At 51.0% G+C, this 17,075-nt stretch carries 13 protein-coding genes; 9 read left to right on the forward strand and 4 right to left on the reverse strand.

The features are described from left to right. Positions 1 to 397 precede the first annotated feature (397 nt). On the forward strand, positions 398 to 1,552 hold the full coding sequence (locus tag ACY2RQ_RS16840; RefSeq protein ID WP_490114160.1) for an iron-containing alcohol dehydrogenase: 1,155 nt from the start codon (positions 398 to 400) through the stop codon (positions 1,550 to 1,552). A 66-nt stretch (positions 1,553 to 1,618) separates the two neighbouring features. Beyond that, on the forward strand, positions 1,619 to 3,196 hold the full coding sequence (gene murJ / locus ACY2RQ_RS16845; RefSeq protein WP_490114161.1) for a murein biosynthesis integral membrane protein MurJ: 1,578 nt from the start codon (positions 1,619 to 1,621) through the stop codon (positions 3,194 to 3,196). 48 nt (positions 3,197 to 3,244) lie between these two features. Here murJ and ACY2RQ_RS16850 read toward each other — a convergent pair whose 3' ends face one another. After that, a complete protein-coding gene (locus ACY2RQ_RS16850) occupies positions 3,245 to 4,351 on the reverse strand; it encodes a P-loop NTPase family protein (protein ID WP_490114162.1) in 1,107 nt (368 codons plus the stop codon). A gap of 138 nt (positions 4,352 to 4,489) precedes the next feature. Further along, positions 4,490 to 4,900, reverse strand: a complete 411-nt coding sequence (locus ACY2RQ_RS16855) for a Spy/CpxP family protein refolding chaperone (RefSeq protein WP_490114163.1) — start codon at positions 4,898 to 4,900, stop codon at positions 4,490 to 4,492. Positions 4,901 to 5,049: 149 nt separating this feature from the next. On the opposite strand from ACY2RQ_RS16855, the gene ribF reads away from it, so the two are divergent. After that, entirely contained in the window at positions 5,050 to 5,982 is a 933-nt protein-coding gene (gene ribF, locus ACY2RQ_RS16860) for a bifunctional riboflavin kinase/FAD synthetase (protein WP_490114164.1), read from the forward strand. Positions 5,983 to 6,090: 108 nt separating this feature from the next. After that, on the forward strand, positions 6,091 to 8,955 hold the full coding sequence (gene ileS / locus ACY2RQ_RS16865; protein WP_490114165.1) for an isoleucine--tRNA ligase: 2,865 nt from the start codon (positions 6,091 to 6,093) through the stop codon (positions 8,953 to 8,955). Positions 8,956 to 9,023: 68 nt separating this feature from the next. On the opposite strand, the gene ACY2RQ_RS16870 is transcribed toward ileS, so the two are convergent. Continuing rightward, positions 9,024 to 9,851: a hypothetical protein gene (locus tag ACY2RQ_RS16870; RefSeq protein ID WP_490114166.1), complete on the reverse strand. Its 828-nt coding sequence runs from the start codon at positions 9,849 to 9,851 to the stop codon at positions 9,024 to 9,026. 192 nt (positions 9,852 to 10,043) lie between these two features. Beyond that, positions 10,044 to 13,490 (reverse strand): hypothetical protein, encoded by a 3,447-nt coding sequence (locus ACY2RQ_RS16875; RefSeq protein ID WP_490114167.1) that lies wholly within the window; start codon positions 13,488 to 13,490, stop codon positions 10,044 to 10,046. A gap of 139 nt (positions 13,491 to 13,629) precedes the next feature. Here ACY2RQ_RS16875 and lspA point away from each other — a divergent pair, with 139 nt between their 5' ends. From lspA to ACY2RQ_RS16900, 5 genes are all read left to right on the forward strand, one after another. Further along, positions 13,630 to 14,145, forward strand: a complete 516-nt coding sequence (gene lspA / locus ACY2RQ_RS16880) for a signal peptidase II (protein ID WP_490114168.1) — start codon at positions 13,630 to 13,632, stop codon at positions 14,143 to 14,145. Positions 14,146 to 14,169: 24 nt separating this feature from the next. Then, positions 14,170 to 14,652, forward strand: a complete 483-nt coding sequence (locus ACY2RQ_RS16885; protein WP_490114169.1) for an FKBP-type peptidyl-prolyl cis-trans isomerase — start codon at positions 14,170 to 14,172, stop codon at positions 14,650 to 14,652. 125 nt (positions 14,653 to 14,777) lie between these two features. After that, complete coding sequence (locus ACY2RQ_RS16890) at positions 14,778 to 15,335, forward strand: GspH/FimT family pseudopilin (protein WP_490114170.1); 558 nt, start codon at positions 14,778 to 14,780, stop codon at positions 15,333 to 15,335. Continuing rightward, on the forward strand, positions 15,335 to 15,910 hold the full coding sequence (gene pilV, locus ACY2RQ_RS16895; protein WP_490114171.1) for a type IV pilus modification protein PilV: 576 nt from the start codon (positions 15,335 to 15,337) through the stop codon (positions 15,908 to 15,910). The genes ACY2RQ_RS16890 and pilV overlap by 1 nt, the downstream gene beginning before the upstream one ends. Before the next feature lie 19 nt (positions 15,911 to 15,929). Next, positions 15,930 to 17,075, forward strand: coding sequence for a PilW family protein (locus tag ACY2RQ_RS16900; protein WP_490114172.1), 1,146 nt, complete (start codon positions 15,930 to 15,932; stop codon positions 17,073 to 17,075).

Here is a 17,075-nt window from a genome sequence, read left to right on the forward strand (position 1 = left end):
ATTCGGTTTATATGAAAAAACGCGCAAATATGCCGGGCAGGCCGAATATTGTCAATAACTGGCAGCCGCGCCAGTGTATGTATTGAACAATTATCAGACCGAACCAGCTTTTATTGCATCCCGATGACACATTTCGGGAGAGTTTAAACGGGTGCGCGGATTCTGTCACCGGAGTGGGGTTAGGTCAAGTTATCCGGGGCTGGAAGCGGGCAATTCCCGACCGGATGGTGAGAATTACCAAGATTTATCCGGATTGTTTCCCGGCAGGAATAGCGGAAAATGCGGATTAAACGGTTCTGAGTTGTAGCTCTGTGTGGAACGTTCTGATTGAAAGTGGAGCCGGTGGCCGGTATGGGGCCTGTCAGTTGCCCTGTTTTTTTGTTGTTTGGAGTCTGTTGTGAATAATTTCAGTTACCAGAACCCGACCCGTATTCACTTCGGGAAGGGCCAGATTGCCAAAATCGCGGAAGAGATTCCCGCCGATGCCCATGTACTGATCACTTACGGTGGCGGAAGTATTAAAAAGAACGGCACCTATGATCAGGTGATGGCAGCCCTGAAAAACCATAAGGTTATAGCCTTCGGGGGCATTGAGCCCAACCCTTCTTACGAAACCCTGATGGAGGCGGTTGTTACAGCCCGGGCGGAAAAAGTTGACTATCTGCTGGCAGTAGGGGGCGGCTCCGTAATTGATGGCACTAAGTTTATTGCCGCGGCCATTCCTTTTGAGGGAGATCCCTGGACCATTCTCAGTGAAGGCGCAGAGATAAAGAGTGCGGTTCCCGCCGGTAATGTGCTGACTTTGCCGGCAACAGGCTCGGAAAGTAACAGTGGTTCCGTGGTTACAAAAAGGGCCACCAAAGACAAACTGGCCTTTATGAATCCGCTGGTTTTTCCGGTATTTGCGATTCTTGATCCGGAAACCACCTACACACTGCCTGCGGGCCAGAGCGCCAACGGAGTTGTGGATGCCTATGTGCATATTATGGAGCAGTACCTGACCTGCCGGGACAATGCTCAAGTGCAGGATCGTTATGCGGAAGGCTTGCTGCTGACCCTGATCGAGGAAGGCCCGAAAGTTCTGCAGAGCCCCAAAGACTACGATGCCCGTTCCACGGTTATGTGGACGGCCAACCAGGCCCTGAATGGTTTGATAGGGCAAGGCGTTCCCCAGGACTGGGCAACCCATATGATTGGCCATGAGCTGACGGCTATACATAGGCTGGATCATGCCCAGACCCTGGCCATTGTTTTGCCTGCGGTTATGGATGTGGTGCGGGACTATAAGGCTGCAAAGATTATTCAGTACGGGGAGCGGGTCTGGAATATTACCGAGGGCAGTGAGCAGGAACGTATTAATCAGGCCATTCACCAAACCCGTGGGTTCTTTGAAAGTCTGGGGGTTCGTACCCGGCTGGGGGATTACAATATCGGCGAAGGCGATATTGATCTTCTGGTGGAACAGTTAGAAAGGCACGATATGGTGGCCCTGGGTGAGAGCAGGAGTATTACGCCCGATGTCTCCCGGGAGATTTTGCTGCGGGCGCTTTAGTAGCCTAACCGGTCGGCCAGCGGTTAAACTTTCAAAAATTAAGAGTCTTTTGGTTGCTGGTCTTTTATGTCAACTGATATCCAGTCACCGCCTGAGAAACAATCGGGTGGTGGCCTTTTACGTTCTTCCCTTGTGGTCGGGTTTATGACCATGCTCTCCCGCGTACTTGGCCTTGTACGTGATGTTGTTGTGGCTATGTATTTTGGCTCTCAGGCGGAGGCCGATGCTTTTTTTGTTGCCTTTAAAATCCCCAACTTTCTGCGTCGCCTGTTTGCTGAAGGGGCTTTTTCTCAGGCATTTGTACCTGTGCTATCGGAGTACCGTACCAAGCATCCGAGGGAGAGGATTCAGGCCCTTGTTAATAGGGTGGCTGGTACACTGGGTTTAACTCTGGCCCTGGTAACAGTCGTTGCCATGCTGGCTTCGAACTGGTTGATTCTGGTATTTGCTCCCGGTTTTTACCAGGATGCTGCCAAGCTGGTTTTGGCCGGTGATATGCTGCGGATTACCTTTCCTTATTTATTGCTGATTTCTTTAACGGCTTTTGCCGGTTCTGTTCTGAACAGTTACGGCAAGTTCGCGGTTCCGGCTTTTACACCTGTGCTTTTGAATATCAGCCTGATTGGTTCAACCATTCTTTTAACTCCTTATTTTGAAAAGCCGGTTATGGCCCTGGCCTGGGGAGTGGTGATTGCCGGTATTTCCCAGTTGCTGTTGCAGGTGCCGTTCCTGAAACAGATTCAGCTGCTGCCCAAACCCCGGTGGGGATGGAAGGATGAAGGTGTTCAGCGCATTCTGAAATTAATGGCTCCGGCGATGTTTGGTGTGTCCGTCGGGCAGATTAACCTTTTGCTGGATACTGTACTGGCGTCGTTTCTCCAAACCGGCAGCATCTCCTGGCTCTATTATTCGGATCGTTTGATGGAGCTGCCCCTGGGGATTTTTGGTATTGCGATTGCTACGGTGATTCTGCCAAGTCTGTCCCGCCAGCATTCCAGTGAAAGCCCAAAAGAATTTTCTGCCACCCTGGACTGGGCTGTAAGACTGGTACTGCTTATCGGCGTACCGGCGGCAGTGGCCCTGTTCCTGCTGGCGGAACCTTTAATTGCAACACTGTTTTACCATGGTCGTATGGAAGACAGGGATGTGCTGATGGCGGCTATGAGCTTGAGAGCTTACTCAGCCGGCTTGCTCGCTTTTATGCTGGTGAAGATTCTGGCGCCTGGTTATTTCGCCCGGCAGGATACGAAAACCCCGGTAAAAATCGCGATCATGGCCATGATTGCCAATATGGTATTTAACCTGGTGCTGGTGTGGCCTCTGCACCATGCCGGGTTGGCTTTGGCAACATCACTTTCCGCGGCGCTGAATGCGGGTATGCTGTTTTACGGCTTGTGGCGTACTGGCGTGTTTAAATTACAACCGGGTTGGGGACTGTATGGTTTACGGATTCTTCTGGCTAACGGTGTGATGGGCGGAGTGCTGTTCTATCTTTGTGCCGCCGATGAGGTTTGGCTGGACTGGACGCTGTTGCAACGGATTGAAAATCTGGTGGTTCTGGTGGTGGCTGGACTGGCGGCTTACGGGGTGACTCTTGCGGCATCCGGCTTAAGGCCACAGCATTTTCGTCATCGAATAATATAGCAGGGGTTATAGCCCCTGCTGTCGTTTTTATAGGTGTTTCCAAAGAGGTTAACGGCACTGATTAAGCGCGTCCCGTAGAGAACTGCAGTGGCGGGGGTTGTTGGTAATTGTGGCCTGTCCGGATTTCCCGTGGGTCAACAGAACAGGGCATAGGCCGCTGCAGTCTGACAGCACTCTGTTATTGCTGATTTGAATGTCCCCGCCAACCTGGTTCAGGCTGCTCAGGCCGCCTGCACTGCGAAGTTGTGGTGTGCTTTGGATGGTCAGGTTTCCTTCAATGGTGTTGAGTACTTTTGGCCCTCCAAGGCTGGTTAGCTGGTTGGCTCCCTGAATAGTCAGGCTGCCCCCAATGGTGAGTAGTGATGGCAGATCGTCCAGACTGACCAGTGCTGCGGCGTTATCTATTATGAGATCTCCGGAAATGGAGTGAAGGGTGTCCAGCCCGCCTAAGGTTACGAGGTTATTGTTGGGTTCTATCCGTACAGAGCCGTGAATATGTACCAGGCAAAACAGGCCGTATGCGTCTGAATCTGAAAGTTTGCCCAGATTGCTGTAGCAGTCTCCGGGGGTATCACAGGCTTTGATAATCAGGTCGCCATAGAGATTGCTGCACTCTCCGCCTCGGACAAATGCCCGGTTCATATACTCCCGAACGTCTTTACCACTGCTGATAATGTAATCGTCAGAGCCATGGTTGGTGGAAATATGGCCGAATATCAGATCAATATATTGCCCTCCCCGAACGGGTTTTCCCTGATAGAGCAGTGTCGCATCCACAACGGTATGCCCAGTACTGACAGGAAAAACAGCGAGGTTATAGCGATTATTTGAGTAATCAAGGTTGGGGTTTTCGCTGCTGCCATGGAAGGTGACTGTGTAGCTGGAGCTTCCCGGTGATTTGGAGGTCTCCTTTATCTTCAGTATTGCTCCGTTACCGGACAGAGGGTCTGGTCCTGAGCCGGTAACGGCCTGAAACAGGGCTGTGTCACCTGTTTTGTCCTGGTAGGTAAAGGAGAGAGTGACAGTCTGTTGGTTAACGGAAATCCGGGTGACATTCAGGATGCTGGCTGCGGTTTGTCTGGAAAAAGACTCTGCAGGGGAAACCAACAGGCATGCCAGCAGCAGGCAGTGGACAAGCGTCTTACGGGCAGTCATGGGATAGGCTGGGCTGGTGGATATGGGGTGAGTGTAGAAACCGCAGCGGATTTCGCCAGTACCCTTTGCCGGGTAAGAAAGCGCCGACTTGTTTAAGTGCCTGGCAAAGTGCAGGAACACTTATCAGGAAGACTGTATTTACCAGGATGCTTGATTGTACCAGGCGTAAATCCAGTCATCCTGTTTCTGCAGTTCTTTACGCTGGGTCTCGGTTAGCATTTTCTTAAACGTTTGAATAGATTTCAGCGCTAAAAGGGTTTGCTTCTCGCTCAGGTCTCCCCACTCTTCTGCCTGTTGTTTTATATCCGTATCCTTAAGGGTGTTTTGGTACATCAGCTTTTGCAGGGCAATGCCACTGCTGCGCTTTTTCTCTGCCAGCTCGTTATTCTTGTTATAAAAATCTCTTTCTATAGCACGGTATTTTGTACATTGCTGATTGGTCAGTTTAAGACTGTCCAGCCACTGGGGGTAATTGCAGTCGTTCGCCTGAAGACCCGTGGACAGGCTGGCAAGGGTAAAGGCAGCAGCAAGGGAAAGTGATTTCAACATGATGAAAACCCACTGATTACGGAGCACAGGTTGAAAAATAGAACAGGAATTGGAAGGTATTTTGAATCTGACGGTTTTGGTCGCTGACTTTTCGGTGTGTTCCTCTATATAATCGGGCGTTTCATTCTGCTAACTGCGAGCGAGACGGGATGCAGTTGATTCGAGGTCTGAGCGCCATCAGGAAGCGTCACCAAGGCTGCGTCCTGACTATAGGAAACTTTGACGGTGTGCACAAAGGTCACCAGGATATTCTGGCCGAAGTGCGCAGGCAGGCTGCTGCCCATAATACAGCGAGTGCTGTTATGGTCTTTGAACCCCTGCCCAGGGAATATTTCTGTGTACAGAGCAACTATCCTTCCCGGCTGCAGACTTTCCGTGAAAAACTGGAAACCCTCTCAGGGCTGGGTGTAGACCAGCTGATATGCCTGCACTTTAACCGGGCCCTGCGGGGGCTGACCGCCGATGAGTTTATCAAGCAGATACTGGTGGATGGGCTGGCTATTCGTCACCTGATTGTCGGGGACGATTTCCGCTTTGGCCAGGGGCGTACTGGAACCTATGCCACGCTGGAGGCTGCTGGCCGTGAGTATGGCTTTACTGTCGCCAATACCCATTCCGTGATTATGGATGGCAAGCGGGTCAGCAGCACCCTGATTCGGGACTGCCTGAAAGAAGGTGAATTTGCACAGGCGGAACGGTTCCTCGGCAGGCCCTTTATGATCAGTGGCCGGGTTCTCCACGGGCAGAAGCTGGGTCGGCAGTTGGGTGTGCCCACTGCTAACCTCCGCCTTGGCCGTCGCCACAGCCCGGTGCGGGGAGTGTATGCGGTCAGGGTTCGCGGGCTGGATCAGGTATATAACGGCGTGGCCAATGTTGGCCGTCGACCAACTGTGGAAGGCAACGTCGACAGGCTGGAAGTGCACCTTCTGGCTTTTGACGGTGACCTGTACGGTCGCCGTATCGAAGTGGAGTTTGTCGGCTGGATTCGCGACGAGGAGAAGTTTGAAAACCTCAATGCCCTGAAAGCGGCGATCAACAGTGATATGGTCCGGGCAAGGGCTATTCTGGCTGAAAATCCCTGAGAAGACCGGCTGGTATCAATGTGAAACAATTATATGTTGGACAGGCTTTCGGTCCGGTATGGGTTGAAAGCCTGTCCATAGTAGGAAGTTAATTCTGGTAAACGACTGATGAGCGATTATAAGCATACGCTGAACCTGCCGGAAACCGCGTTTCCCATGCGCGGCAATCTGGCCAAACGTGAACCTGATATGCTCAGGCGCTGGCAGGAGATGGATCTCTATGGAAAAATCCGTCAGGTTCGCTCCGGTCGTGACAAGTTTATTCTTCATGATGGCCCTCCCTATGCCAATGGTGATATTCATATCGGCCACGCCGTTAACAAGATTCTGAAAGATATCATCATCAAGTCAAAAAACATGAGCGGTTTTGACGCCCCCTATATTCCCGGCTGGGACTGCCACGGTCTGCCCATTGAGCACAAGGTGGAAACCCAGATCGGCAAGGCCGGCACCAGGGTGGATTACAAAACCTTCCGCCGGAAGTGTCGTGAGTACGCCGCAGGCCAGGTTGATGGCCAGCGTCAGGACTTTATTCGCCTGGGTATTCAGGGTGACTGGTTCAAGCCTTACCTGACCATGGACTTCCAGACCGAAGCCGACACCATCCGTGCCCTGGGCAAGATTGCCGAGAATGGCCATCTGGTCAAAGGTTACAAGCCGGTTTACTGGAGTGTTGTCGGCGCTTCCGCACTGGCGGAAGCGGAAGTGGAATACCAGGACAAAACCTCTACTCAGATTGACGTGCGCTATGCCGCTGCGGATCAGAACGGGCTTCTGGCAGTGTTTGACCGGGAAGAGCAGGGTGAAGGCGAAGTGGCAGTGGTTATCTGGACCACAACCCCCTGGACTCTGCCGTCTTCCCAGGCTGTCACTGTGGGGGAAGGTATTGATTACGCTCTGGTGCAGTGTGACATCAATGGTACGCCTGCACGTCTGGTAATGGCTGAAGCCCTGGTGGAAAGCGCCATGTCCCGCTATGGCGTAGAGGATTACAGGATTATTGGCCGTACCAAGGGCACGGCTCTGGAAAATATCAGGGTTACCCATCCTTTTTATGGCAAAGAGCTGCCGGTCATTCTGGGTGACCATGTGACCCTGGATGCCGGTACTGGCTGTGTACATACGGCACCTGACCATGGTGTGGATGACTTTAATGTCGGCAAAAAGTACGGCATTGGCACTTTGAACTATCTGGACGACAATGGTATTTATCGCCCCCAGGTGGAGCTGTTCGCCGGCGAGCATGTTTACAAGGTTGATCCTAAAGTGGTTGCCGTACTGCAAGAACATGGTCGTGTACTGGCTGAGTCCAGGATGACCCACAGCTACCCCCACTGCTGGCGCACCAAAACGCCGCTGATCTTCCGCGCCACACCCCAGTGGTTTATCAGTATGAATAAAGAAGGTCTTCTGGATACGGCCATGGCTTCCCTGAAGGACGTGAAGTTCACGCCGGACTGGGGCCGTAACCGCATGGAATCCATGCTGGGCCAGAGCCCGGACTGGTGCGTGTCCCGTCAGCGCACCTGGGGTGTGCCCATTACCCTTTTTATCCACACGGATACCGAAGAGCTGCATCCCCAGACCGCAGAGCTGATCGAAAAAGTGGCTGTGCTAGTGGAAAAAGAAGGGATAGACGCCTGGTTTGACCTGAAGCCGGAAGATATTCTGCCCGCCGGTGATGCTGAGCACTATGTGAAGACCACCGATACCCTGGATGTATGGTTTGATTCTGGTGTAACTCATTATTCTGTAGTGAAGCGTCGCGAAGAACTGGGTGATTCTGCGGACCTGTACCTGGAAGGTTCTGACCAGCATCGTGGCTGGTTCCAGTCTTCCCTGAAAACAGGTATCGCCATGAATGGTGAACCTCCCTACAAGCAGCTGCTGACCCACGGCTTTACCGTGGATGCCAACGGTCGCAAGATGTCCAAATCCCTGGGTAACGTGATTCCGCCCCAGAAGGTCGTGAACAGCCTGGGGGCGGATATTCTGCGTCTGTGGGTCTCTTCCAACGATTACAGCGGTGAGATGACTGTTTCTGACGATATTCTCAAGCGTTCAGCAGACAGCTATCGTCGTATTCGTAATACAGCCCGTTTCCTGCTTTCCAACCTGAACGGTTTTGAGCCTGCGACGGATGTTGTGGACTGGGACAAGATGCTGCCCCTGGATCGCTGGGCCGTTGACCGTGCCCTGCAGCTGCAGGAAGAGATCCTGGCCAGTTATGAAGAGTACAACTTTCTGAATATCTATCAGAAAGTTCATAACTTCTGCTCCCTGGATCTGGGTGGTTTCTACCTGGATATCATCAAGGATCGCCAGTATACGACTCAGGCCGACAGCCTGCCCCGTCGCAGCTGCCAGACCGCCATGTTCCATATAATGGAAGCCTTTGTGCGCTGGATAGCACCGATCCTGAGCTATACCGCTGATGAACTCTGGCAGGTGATGCCCGGCAAGCGCAGCGAGACCGTGCATACCGAAGAGTGGTACACCGGTCTTGTAGCTCTGGATAACAGCCAGTTCCCCCGAGGCTCTTTTAATAGGGACTCTTTTAATAGAGATTCTTTTAATAGAGAGTACTGGGAGCAGGTTATGGCTGTGAAGACAGCTGTAAACAAGGCGATGGAAGATGCCCGTAACGTTGGCACCATCGGTGGCAGCCTGCAGGCAGAAGTGACTCTGTATGCTTCTGATGCTCTGAAAGCAGACCTGGAAAAGCTGGGTGATGAACTTCGTTTTGTGCTGATTACTTCCCGTGCTGACCTGGCATCGCTCGCGGATGCGTCTGACGCTGCTTCCACAGATGTGGACGGCCTGAAGATTGCCGTAGCCAAGTCTGCCCACAAGAAGTGCGAGCGCTGCTGGCACCACCGTGAAGATGTTGGCGCAGTGGTTACCCATGCCGACCTGTGTGGCCGGTGTGTGACCAATGTGGACGGTGAAGGTGAGGTGCGCCACTACGCCTGATTCAGCACCCTTTAGCCAGAATAAAAACGCCCGTCATAATAAACGGGCGTTTTTGTTTGAGTTGATAATTACCACTCATGGAGTTGTTCGGGGTGTGGAACCTCTATAGGGGATGCATTTAAATCCAGGGATTTATAACACACCAGATGAGGATGGTTTTTGCCTGTTTTCTGTCTGTATTTTTCATCCGGAAGAATAAAACAATAGGGCACACCTGCAGGAGGGGTGCCTAGTTCTAATTCCTGATGCTTTCCGCTCTCATCGGTATAGGATGCTGTGATGGAGTGGTTTGCTTCTACGCAATCATATCTGTAAAGAACGGAAAAGAACGGCTGTTCATCCTCACTGACACCTTTGAGCTTTAAATCAATATCGGTGAGGTAGGCATTGATAAGAATAAATTCAGGGTGTTTTCCATCACATTTCACCTGCTCATAGCTACCACAATTGTAGAGTGACAGGAGTTCAGAATCTCCTTTGATATAACACCATCCCGATTTCTTTATGGATTGACTGCCAATAATCAGATCCTTTGTCTGATGACTGGTGCCTTCTATCAGATAGGGCCCTTTCGTGAGATCAGCGCAACAATTGTAAGTTTGAGCACAGTTTGAACACAGCGGCGGGCCATTCTTAACATAATGGATATGGCCCTTATCATCTGTTGACTTGGTCGCGGACCAGACATTCACAGGCTCCCTCGCATTGTTCAGGATGTTGAACTTAGACGCTGAATTGCACGCAACAGGAGGTTCCCCCCTGGGAGGCGTTCCCATCGAAGGGAGCGTGTAAGTCAAAAGCACAAATATCAGCGGGATGGTCAGGTTTTGCTTTTTCCGGAGCAGGTAGAAGAGAGTTAACGTTGTTATCTGTGATGCGCACAGTAAAACATTCATAACACTTCACCAGAATAAAATTATGGAGGGAAACGCTTGTATACAGATAAGATTCAGGGCAGGCAGCCGTTTTCAGGCTGGTTTCTATAACAAGCGCAGCGTGGCTTGTTCTTATCCCATAGGGACGAATTCAGTCTAGCAAGTACCCGCACTTTCCTCTGATAGATGATGAAAATAAAAGACAGACAGTATTCAGATAATCCGGCCCTTACGATAAGAAGGACGATAACGGCTTCTGGCCTCTTTCAGGTAGACCTTATGCTGAAGGGTCAGGAATCGTTCAAATGCCTGTATCAGGGGAATGAAATTCTCATCTTTGGGGTTTTCCCGATGGGAACGGAGCATGGCCGGGAACTGACTGATAAACCCGGAGGTGTGTTCAGGGTCTGTGGTATCGATTTGCCCGAGCATTTCCATCACTTCCCGGAACGCGCTCTGGTCGGGGTTGCCCATATTGGCCAGAAGCCTGGATATGGACGACTTATGTCGTAGGGCGTAGTGAAGAAAAGGATTCTCCTCTTCTGAAAGTTTTTTCCAGGAGGGTGTTTTTATCATTTGCCCGGCTTTCCAGCCGTTAAATTTGGCGTAGATATACGTCAGGGTGTTATTGCCTGGCTGTTCCCACCAGTTATGAATATTGGACACTTTTCCGGCCAGGCCTAGTTTGAGTTCTCCGATAGGACCAGTGGGGATGCCGATGTCCGGCGTTGACAGGCCAATTCCATGACTGCCACAGACCCTTGTGTATTGCAGCCTCCAGCCCTTGTGACGTTTTACAAAGTTAAATTCCAGTCGTATTCCGGCTTCAATGGAGGCTCCCAGAATATCTGGCGCTAGTTCCGCCAGGCTGATTTCCGGAAAATTGGAATCTCGCATTCTGACTTTTTTCAAAGCCATTTCCAGCCCTTTGAGTACCAGGGCCGGACTGCTGCCAGCTTGAAGATTAAGGCCGATATTAAAATAGGTACCGTCGTTATCCGGGTTAACGTGTTTACCGATAATGGCGTGTTTGAAATCGGCCTTCAGGCCAATGTCCGTGTATGGGATTTTGAATCCCAGCTCTCCGGCATGGGTGACTTCTGTGCTTTTTGCCACAGATGAGGCCGTCAGGTGGCCCCGGACATGTTTGTCGTCTTTCAGGTGAACTTGGGGCGTTTCCAGTGACGGTTCAATATGTTTCTGGAGTACCTGATGAAAGATGGTATCGTTGATGACTGGGCTTTCACCGGGCTGGAAAGTGAGTTCATAAAGCTGGTACAAATGATGAAAGGAATAAATATGAGCGGCTATATACTGGCCACGGTGAGTGGCACCATAGGGCTTCTGCATACTGTGCTTGGCGTGGTGAAAATGCTCCTGTGGGGCACCTTCCCCAATATGGCCTTCCATGGCATTAACCGTGAAATAGTACATGTCCCTTTCAATGTACTGGTCGACAATCGCTTTTTTAATTTGTTCCCGCAGGGCTAAACGCTTTGTGTCCCACTGTCTCAACTCCTGTGTGGTTTCAGGGGGCTTGTAGTGGAGGTCAGACAATAGTTTTTCAGTGTTATCAAGCCATTCCTTTGCGTCTTCTCCGGAACGGCGAATGGTGATATGTCCGTCTTCCTCCCGATAATTATCAAGCTGATCCATCAGCTCTTCAGAAGGGTCAACATAAATCTGGGCAACCAGTTTTCGATAACGTTTTTCTTCTTCCGGTGATGCCTGAGTCCAGAAGGAGAGGTACTTCCTGTGGGGAGGGTCGGCCTTATCAGGGTTATTACGAAGCATAAACAGCAGATTGGTCTGAGTTGTGAAATGGAAGGCTGAGTTACTTCTGGACAGGGAGCCTTCTACCAAACCACCAAGGGCATCGACTGTGCCGGATGCTTCTACATGATGCTGTTTGAAAGTCGCGTAGTTGGAGGGTTTTCTCTGTTGTACACGGATTTTGTCCCCTGGCTTCAGAACACCAAGCTCAGTCAGTCGCATAGACAACAGGTGACGATCAGCGGTAATGCTTTTCTGTAAATTCTGTGCCCTTTTTACGTCCAGGGTTCCCTTGAGGTTTCCCGGCAGGTTGCTTAGTGATCCCAACAGGGCAGGAACAAAATCATTACTGTGATAGCTGACGAAATCTTCGAGGTTACGAAATACCCTCCCTTTTGAGTTTTTGCTGCCTATGCCCGTACTCGCAGAGGCAATCCGTGAATCGCCACCAGTGATTTTCAGGCATGGCTTGGCAATATGATATTCTCTGATTTTTGTGTCATCGCTGCCGGTGACTTTAAAGGTGTATTCCAGTTTTCCCCCCAGTGTCAATCCTCGAACAGAGGCTGCGGAAAGGGCGAGGCCCACATCAACGGAGAGAGTGAAGGATTTTTCCGCTCCGGGTTTTTCGAGAAACCGCATTTGTCGATAAAGTTCCCGTTCAAACTCTTTGCGGGTGTGATCAATTACCTGGAAATCAAGGTGATCTTGCAGCAGTTCAAGGGTCTGGCGCTCAATGTCGTTACTGCAGTAAGCGGCGGATGTCTTTAGTATTTTACTCAGGCTTTTGAGGTCGCTGCTGGAAAACTTCTCTGGGGACATTTCGCACCCAAGGCTGAGCTGGTATTGGGCCTGCAACGATTGCGCATTGAGCTTTGTCCGGTTAATCCGGGTCACCATGTGGGTGAGGGAGTGACGTATATCCTGTATGGATAACTGTCCGTCTTCCAGCAGGTCCCGCAGTTCAGGATCATTCTTCAGCATCAGGTGTACTTCCGCCAGTGGGTCGGTTGCCGGCAGTTTTCTCAGCTCTGGGCTAGGCATGGGAAGGCGTGACATAAAGCGGGGGAGATGTATGATTCTTGTAAGTCGTGCCGCCAGTGCTTCATCAGCGTGCAGCTGCTGTTCTGCTCTGGCCGTGAGCTTCTCCAGGGTATACCAGGTAATGGAAAGTGTCTGGCGGGGATCTTCCAGATCAATATTTTTTCCCATGTACAGGTTGGCGTATTCAACCAGAGGAACATCTGACAGATAGGCCGGCCGTGCCGTCAGGCGAGCCTGAATCTGGGTAAGGCCAAGAAGGGCTGTATCTTTGTCTTCAGGACTGGGTATCTGGTTACGGTCCATGTTTTCAAACATGACCTGGCCGAAATCCGTGTTCAGGAAGATGGAAACCGCCCGGGAGCCAAAATTTTCGTGAAAGCTGTGCAGTTCCTCGAGATAAAGGGGCGTGTGTTCTCTGCCCCCGCTGGTGGTCGTCAGAACATGGAGTAGTTCATTAAAGGATGATGGGTCTTTGCCCTGTTTTTGTTGTGTTTCTATAAACTGAACCAGGGCGTCATCAGACAGGTCACCAGAGCGTGTAAGCTGCTCGGCCAAGTGTTCAGCCTGCTGGATAATATCTGTATCTTCAATATGTTCCTGGTGCCGGGTGCTTATTCTGTTGTTTCGCGCAAGGTCTTTTATTCGGTTGATTATGCGACCGCCAAGCTGTTGTCGCAGTTCAAGCTGCAGAATCACCGGGTGGCGGGTAAAACGGGGGCGGACAGGAACCTGCTGAACCGAACGTTTATTCGAGGTCAGGCCAATGGAGTTCGCCGGCTTCCGGGAAGGGAGGATGCTTCCGGTTCCGGAAGGGGATTGTCGAATTCTGCCGGTGCCATCCATAGCGCGCAGGTCTGCCTGAGAGTGCTTTTTATAGTATGGTGCAGACTGAGATAAAAAGAGGGCATCACAGAGGGTGATGCCAGAGAGCTGGATGGTTAGAATATTCGGCCAATTGTTCGATAAGGGATAGTACTAATAGATGGCTATGATTCGTGGTAAACGACTGTTTTATTCCTGCTTAACAGTCAGTCTTTTGATCATTCTGGCGGATCAGGCAACCAAGTATTGGTTTAATGCCAATTTTTCCATGTATCAGCAGTGGCCGATAATTCCTGATTTTTTCAGCTTTACCCTGGCCTATAACACCGGGGCGGCTTTCAGTTTCCTCAGCAGTGCCGGTGGCTGGCAGCGCTGGTTTTTTATCGGGATTGCTGTGGCTGTCAGCCTGATACTGATGGTCTGGATGGCAAGGCTGAAGAATGACCAGAAGCTACAGGGAATAGCTCTGGCGTTAGTTCTGGGGGGCGCTCTGGGGAATCTCTGGGATCGTGCGGTGCTGGGCCATGTTGTGGATTTTATCCTTGTCCATTATCAGCAGAGCTGGTTTTTTCCGGCCTTTAATATCGCTGATATGGGCATTACTGCAGGCGCAGGTTTAATGATTCTGGATATGTTTATTAACCCGGAACCGAAATCCGAAAAAGGCTCTGAATAAAGGTAGGCAATAAGAATGACAGATATGAGTAGTACCGCCGCCGGAACACCGGTTATGGTGAGACCGGGAAGCCGGGTGAAGTTGAATTTCGCCCTGCGCCTGTCCAGCGGCGAAACTGTAGACAGTACATTTGATACCCAGCCGGCTGAGCTGGTGGTTGGGGATGGCAATCTTCCGGAAGGGTTTGAACGACATCTTCTGGGTATGTCCGCTGGAGTCCGGCAGGTCTTTACCGTTCCTCCGGAAGAGGCTTTTGGCCAGCACAATGAGAGTAATATCCAGGTTGTGGCCCGGGATAGGTTTGCACCGGATATGGAGCTGGCGGAGGGACTGGTTATGTCCTTTGCGGACCCCGCAGGCGGTGAGCTTCCCGGAGTTGTCAGTGAGTATGATGAGCAGACTGTAACTGTGGATTTCAACCATCCTCTGGCGGGTGAAACCCTGACTTTTGAGGTGGAAATCCTGTCCGTATCTGTCAATGAAGCTGTTGCGGAATCGGCCATTTAACTATCTGAATAACCACTTGTCCTGATAGCAGGGCCGCCTGTCGGCTCTGCCGCTGAAATGCCCTTCTTTTGAACCCCTGACACCTAGGCTTGTACCTGTAGCAGCACTGGTACATGGAGGTGCCCATGCCTGCCCGGGGTTTTACAATTATTGAGCTGTTATGGACTATTGCCCTGTTTGGAATTCTTGTGACTGCAGCGATTCCAAGCATGAACGGGATGATGGCCAAATATAAAGCCGATTCTGATTTCAGTACTTTTCGTAATGTTGTCTCCTATGCCCGGGCTGAAGCGCTGATTCGCAGAAGGGACGTTGTGCTGTGCCCTGCTAAAGTCGATGAACTTCTGTGTTATTCCGGCGGTATATCCTCCGCGTCTCAAGAGTCCACAGTCTGGAAACAGGGCTGGTTGCTATTTGTTGACTGGGGGAATACACCGACATCTATCGATGATGATGAAGGGGATCTTATTCTTAAGGTTTATGAAGCGGCGGATGATGGCCTGACCATAAACAGTTGCGGTAGCAGTTACCTGACTTCAATCACTTTCAATTCCAGAGGGGGCAGTGAACCCAATAGCTTCTCGGTACATTTTTCCGTGGATAAGGGGGGGGAAGATATTTATTCAAAACGCCTGGTGGTGATGAACGGGCGTGTACGAACGGAAGAGGATGGGTGTTCGTAATGGGAATCTTCAGAGCTAAGCAATCAGGTTTTAACCTTATCGAAAACCTGGTCACTCTCTTTATTCTGACAGTCGGCCTGCTGGGTGTGGCGGGTATGCAGGCCGTTGCGCTGAAAACCCATCAAAACAGCCATCACTATGACCAGGCGCTGTCTCTGGCCCAGGAAATGGCGGACAGGGTGCGGGCCAATATGGATGGTGCAGTGCTGGGTTATTACGATATGAAGCTTGAAAATTCTCCAGTTTCCCATGACGAAAACGGTAACTGCTTTTCAGCTGGCGGATGCTCTGCAGCGGATATGGCTGGCCATGATATGTGGGAGTGGAGCCAGTCAGTGAAGCGCAGCCTGCCTGGCGGTCAGGCCTATATCTGCCGGGACAGTGTACCCAGCCTTGATCCTTCGACCTATGCCGGTAATCCACAGACTGTGATGCCAACCAGCTGTGACGGTAATGGTGATATCTACATTATTCATATCGTCTGGGATATGGACCCGTCCCGGGATGGCGTTGTGACTCTGACATCGTCACCAGAAACATCCGATGGCCATTTGATGCTGGTTTTTGAACCCTGAGCCGGGTTATCAGGAGGATATGCGTGTGAGAGGCAGTTTTCAGGGAATAAAATCCAGGGGCGCAGTGATGATTGAAGTGATGGTCTCCGCTTTGATCGGCACGCTGATGCTCTATGGAGCCATGTCTATCATGCTTAACAGCCGCATAACTTACCTGGCCAGGGATGGATTATCCCGTATAGAAGAGCGTGGTCGTCTGGCCCTGGAAATTATCGCGGAAGATATTCGTATGTCCGGTTACCAGGGCTGTGTTTCCGGCGGCAGCCAGCCAGTAGTAAATACCGTCAGTGGCCTGCCCGCATGGATGAAGCCGGAGCTTGGCGTGCGGGGGTGGAATTATACGACCACATCCCTTGATCTCTTTGCCATAGAAGAATCTGCTTTCTCTTCATCTTCCTGGGCCGGTGGCGGGGGTGAGACCGGGAAAAGTACCAGTATTAATATGCTGGAAGAGAGTGATGTGATCGAACTGTGGATGGCTCAACCTTATGTGATGGATATTACCAATATCCCTCCACCTTCCGGTGGGGTGATGACTATGAATACGAATACAGCAACTACTGCAGGCATCTCTGATGTTCTGAATGGGAGCCCTGGAGAAATCCTGATGGTCAGTGACTGTTCAAGAAACCTGTTGATAAAAGCGAGCGCATTGAATGAAACTTCTGGGGTTATCACAGTAGATGTGACTAACAGTAATACTCGGGTGGCGCTGTTGGAGTCAATGGTGCAGCCCCAGGCGGTAATTATTCAGGGAGTTACTTATTTTCTTGCTCTCCGTGTAGATGCGGCCAGGCCAAGCCTGTACAGAAAAGAGATTAAGGCGGATGGAAGTACAAAGAATAAGGTTGAAGTTCTGCCCGGGGTTTTGAATCTTCAATTCTTATATGGAGAAACCACTGACAGCGCCTCCGATGTTGAACGTTATGTTACAGCTCAGGATGTAAGCGACTGGTCCAGGGTGGTGAGTGTCCGTATCTATCTGCTGGTGGAGACAGAAAATAATAATGTTATACCCAAAGGGCAGAATTTTTATTATTTCGGTGAAAATCATACTCCTGAGAATTCAGATGACAGGCGAATACGCAGGCAGTACACGACCACGGTTACTTTAAGAAACCGCTCCCTGGGGCTGGTTGTTTCCAGTACGGAAGCTGGGGACTGA

It is taken from the genome of Parendozoicomonas sp. 209JJ7-1 (assembly GCF_058147085.1).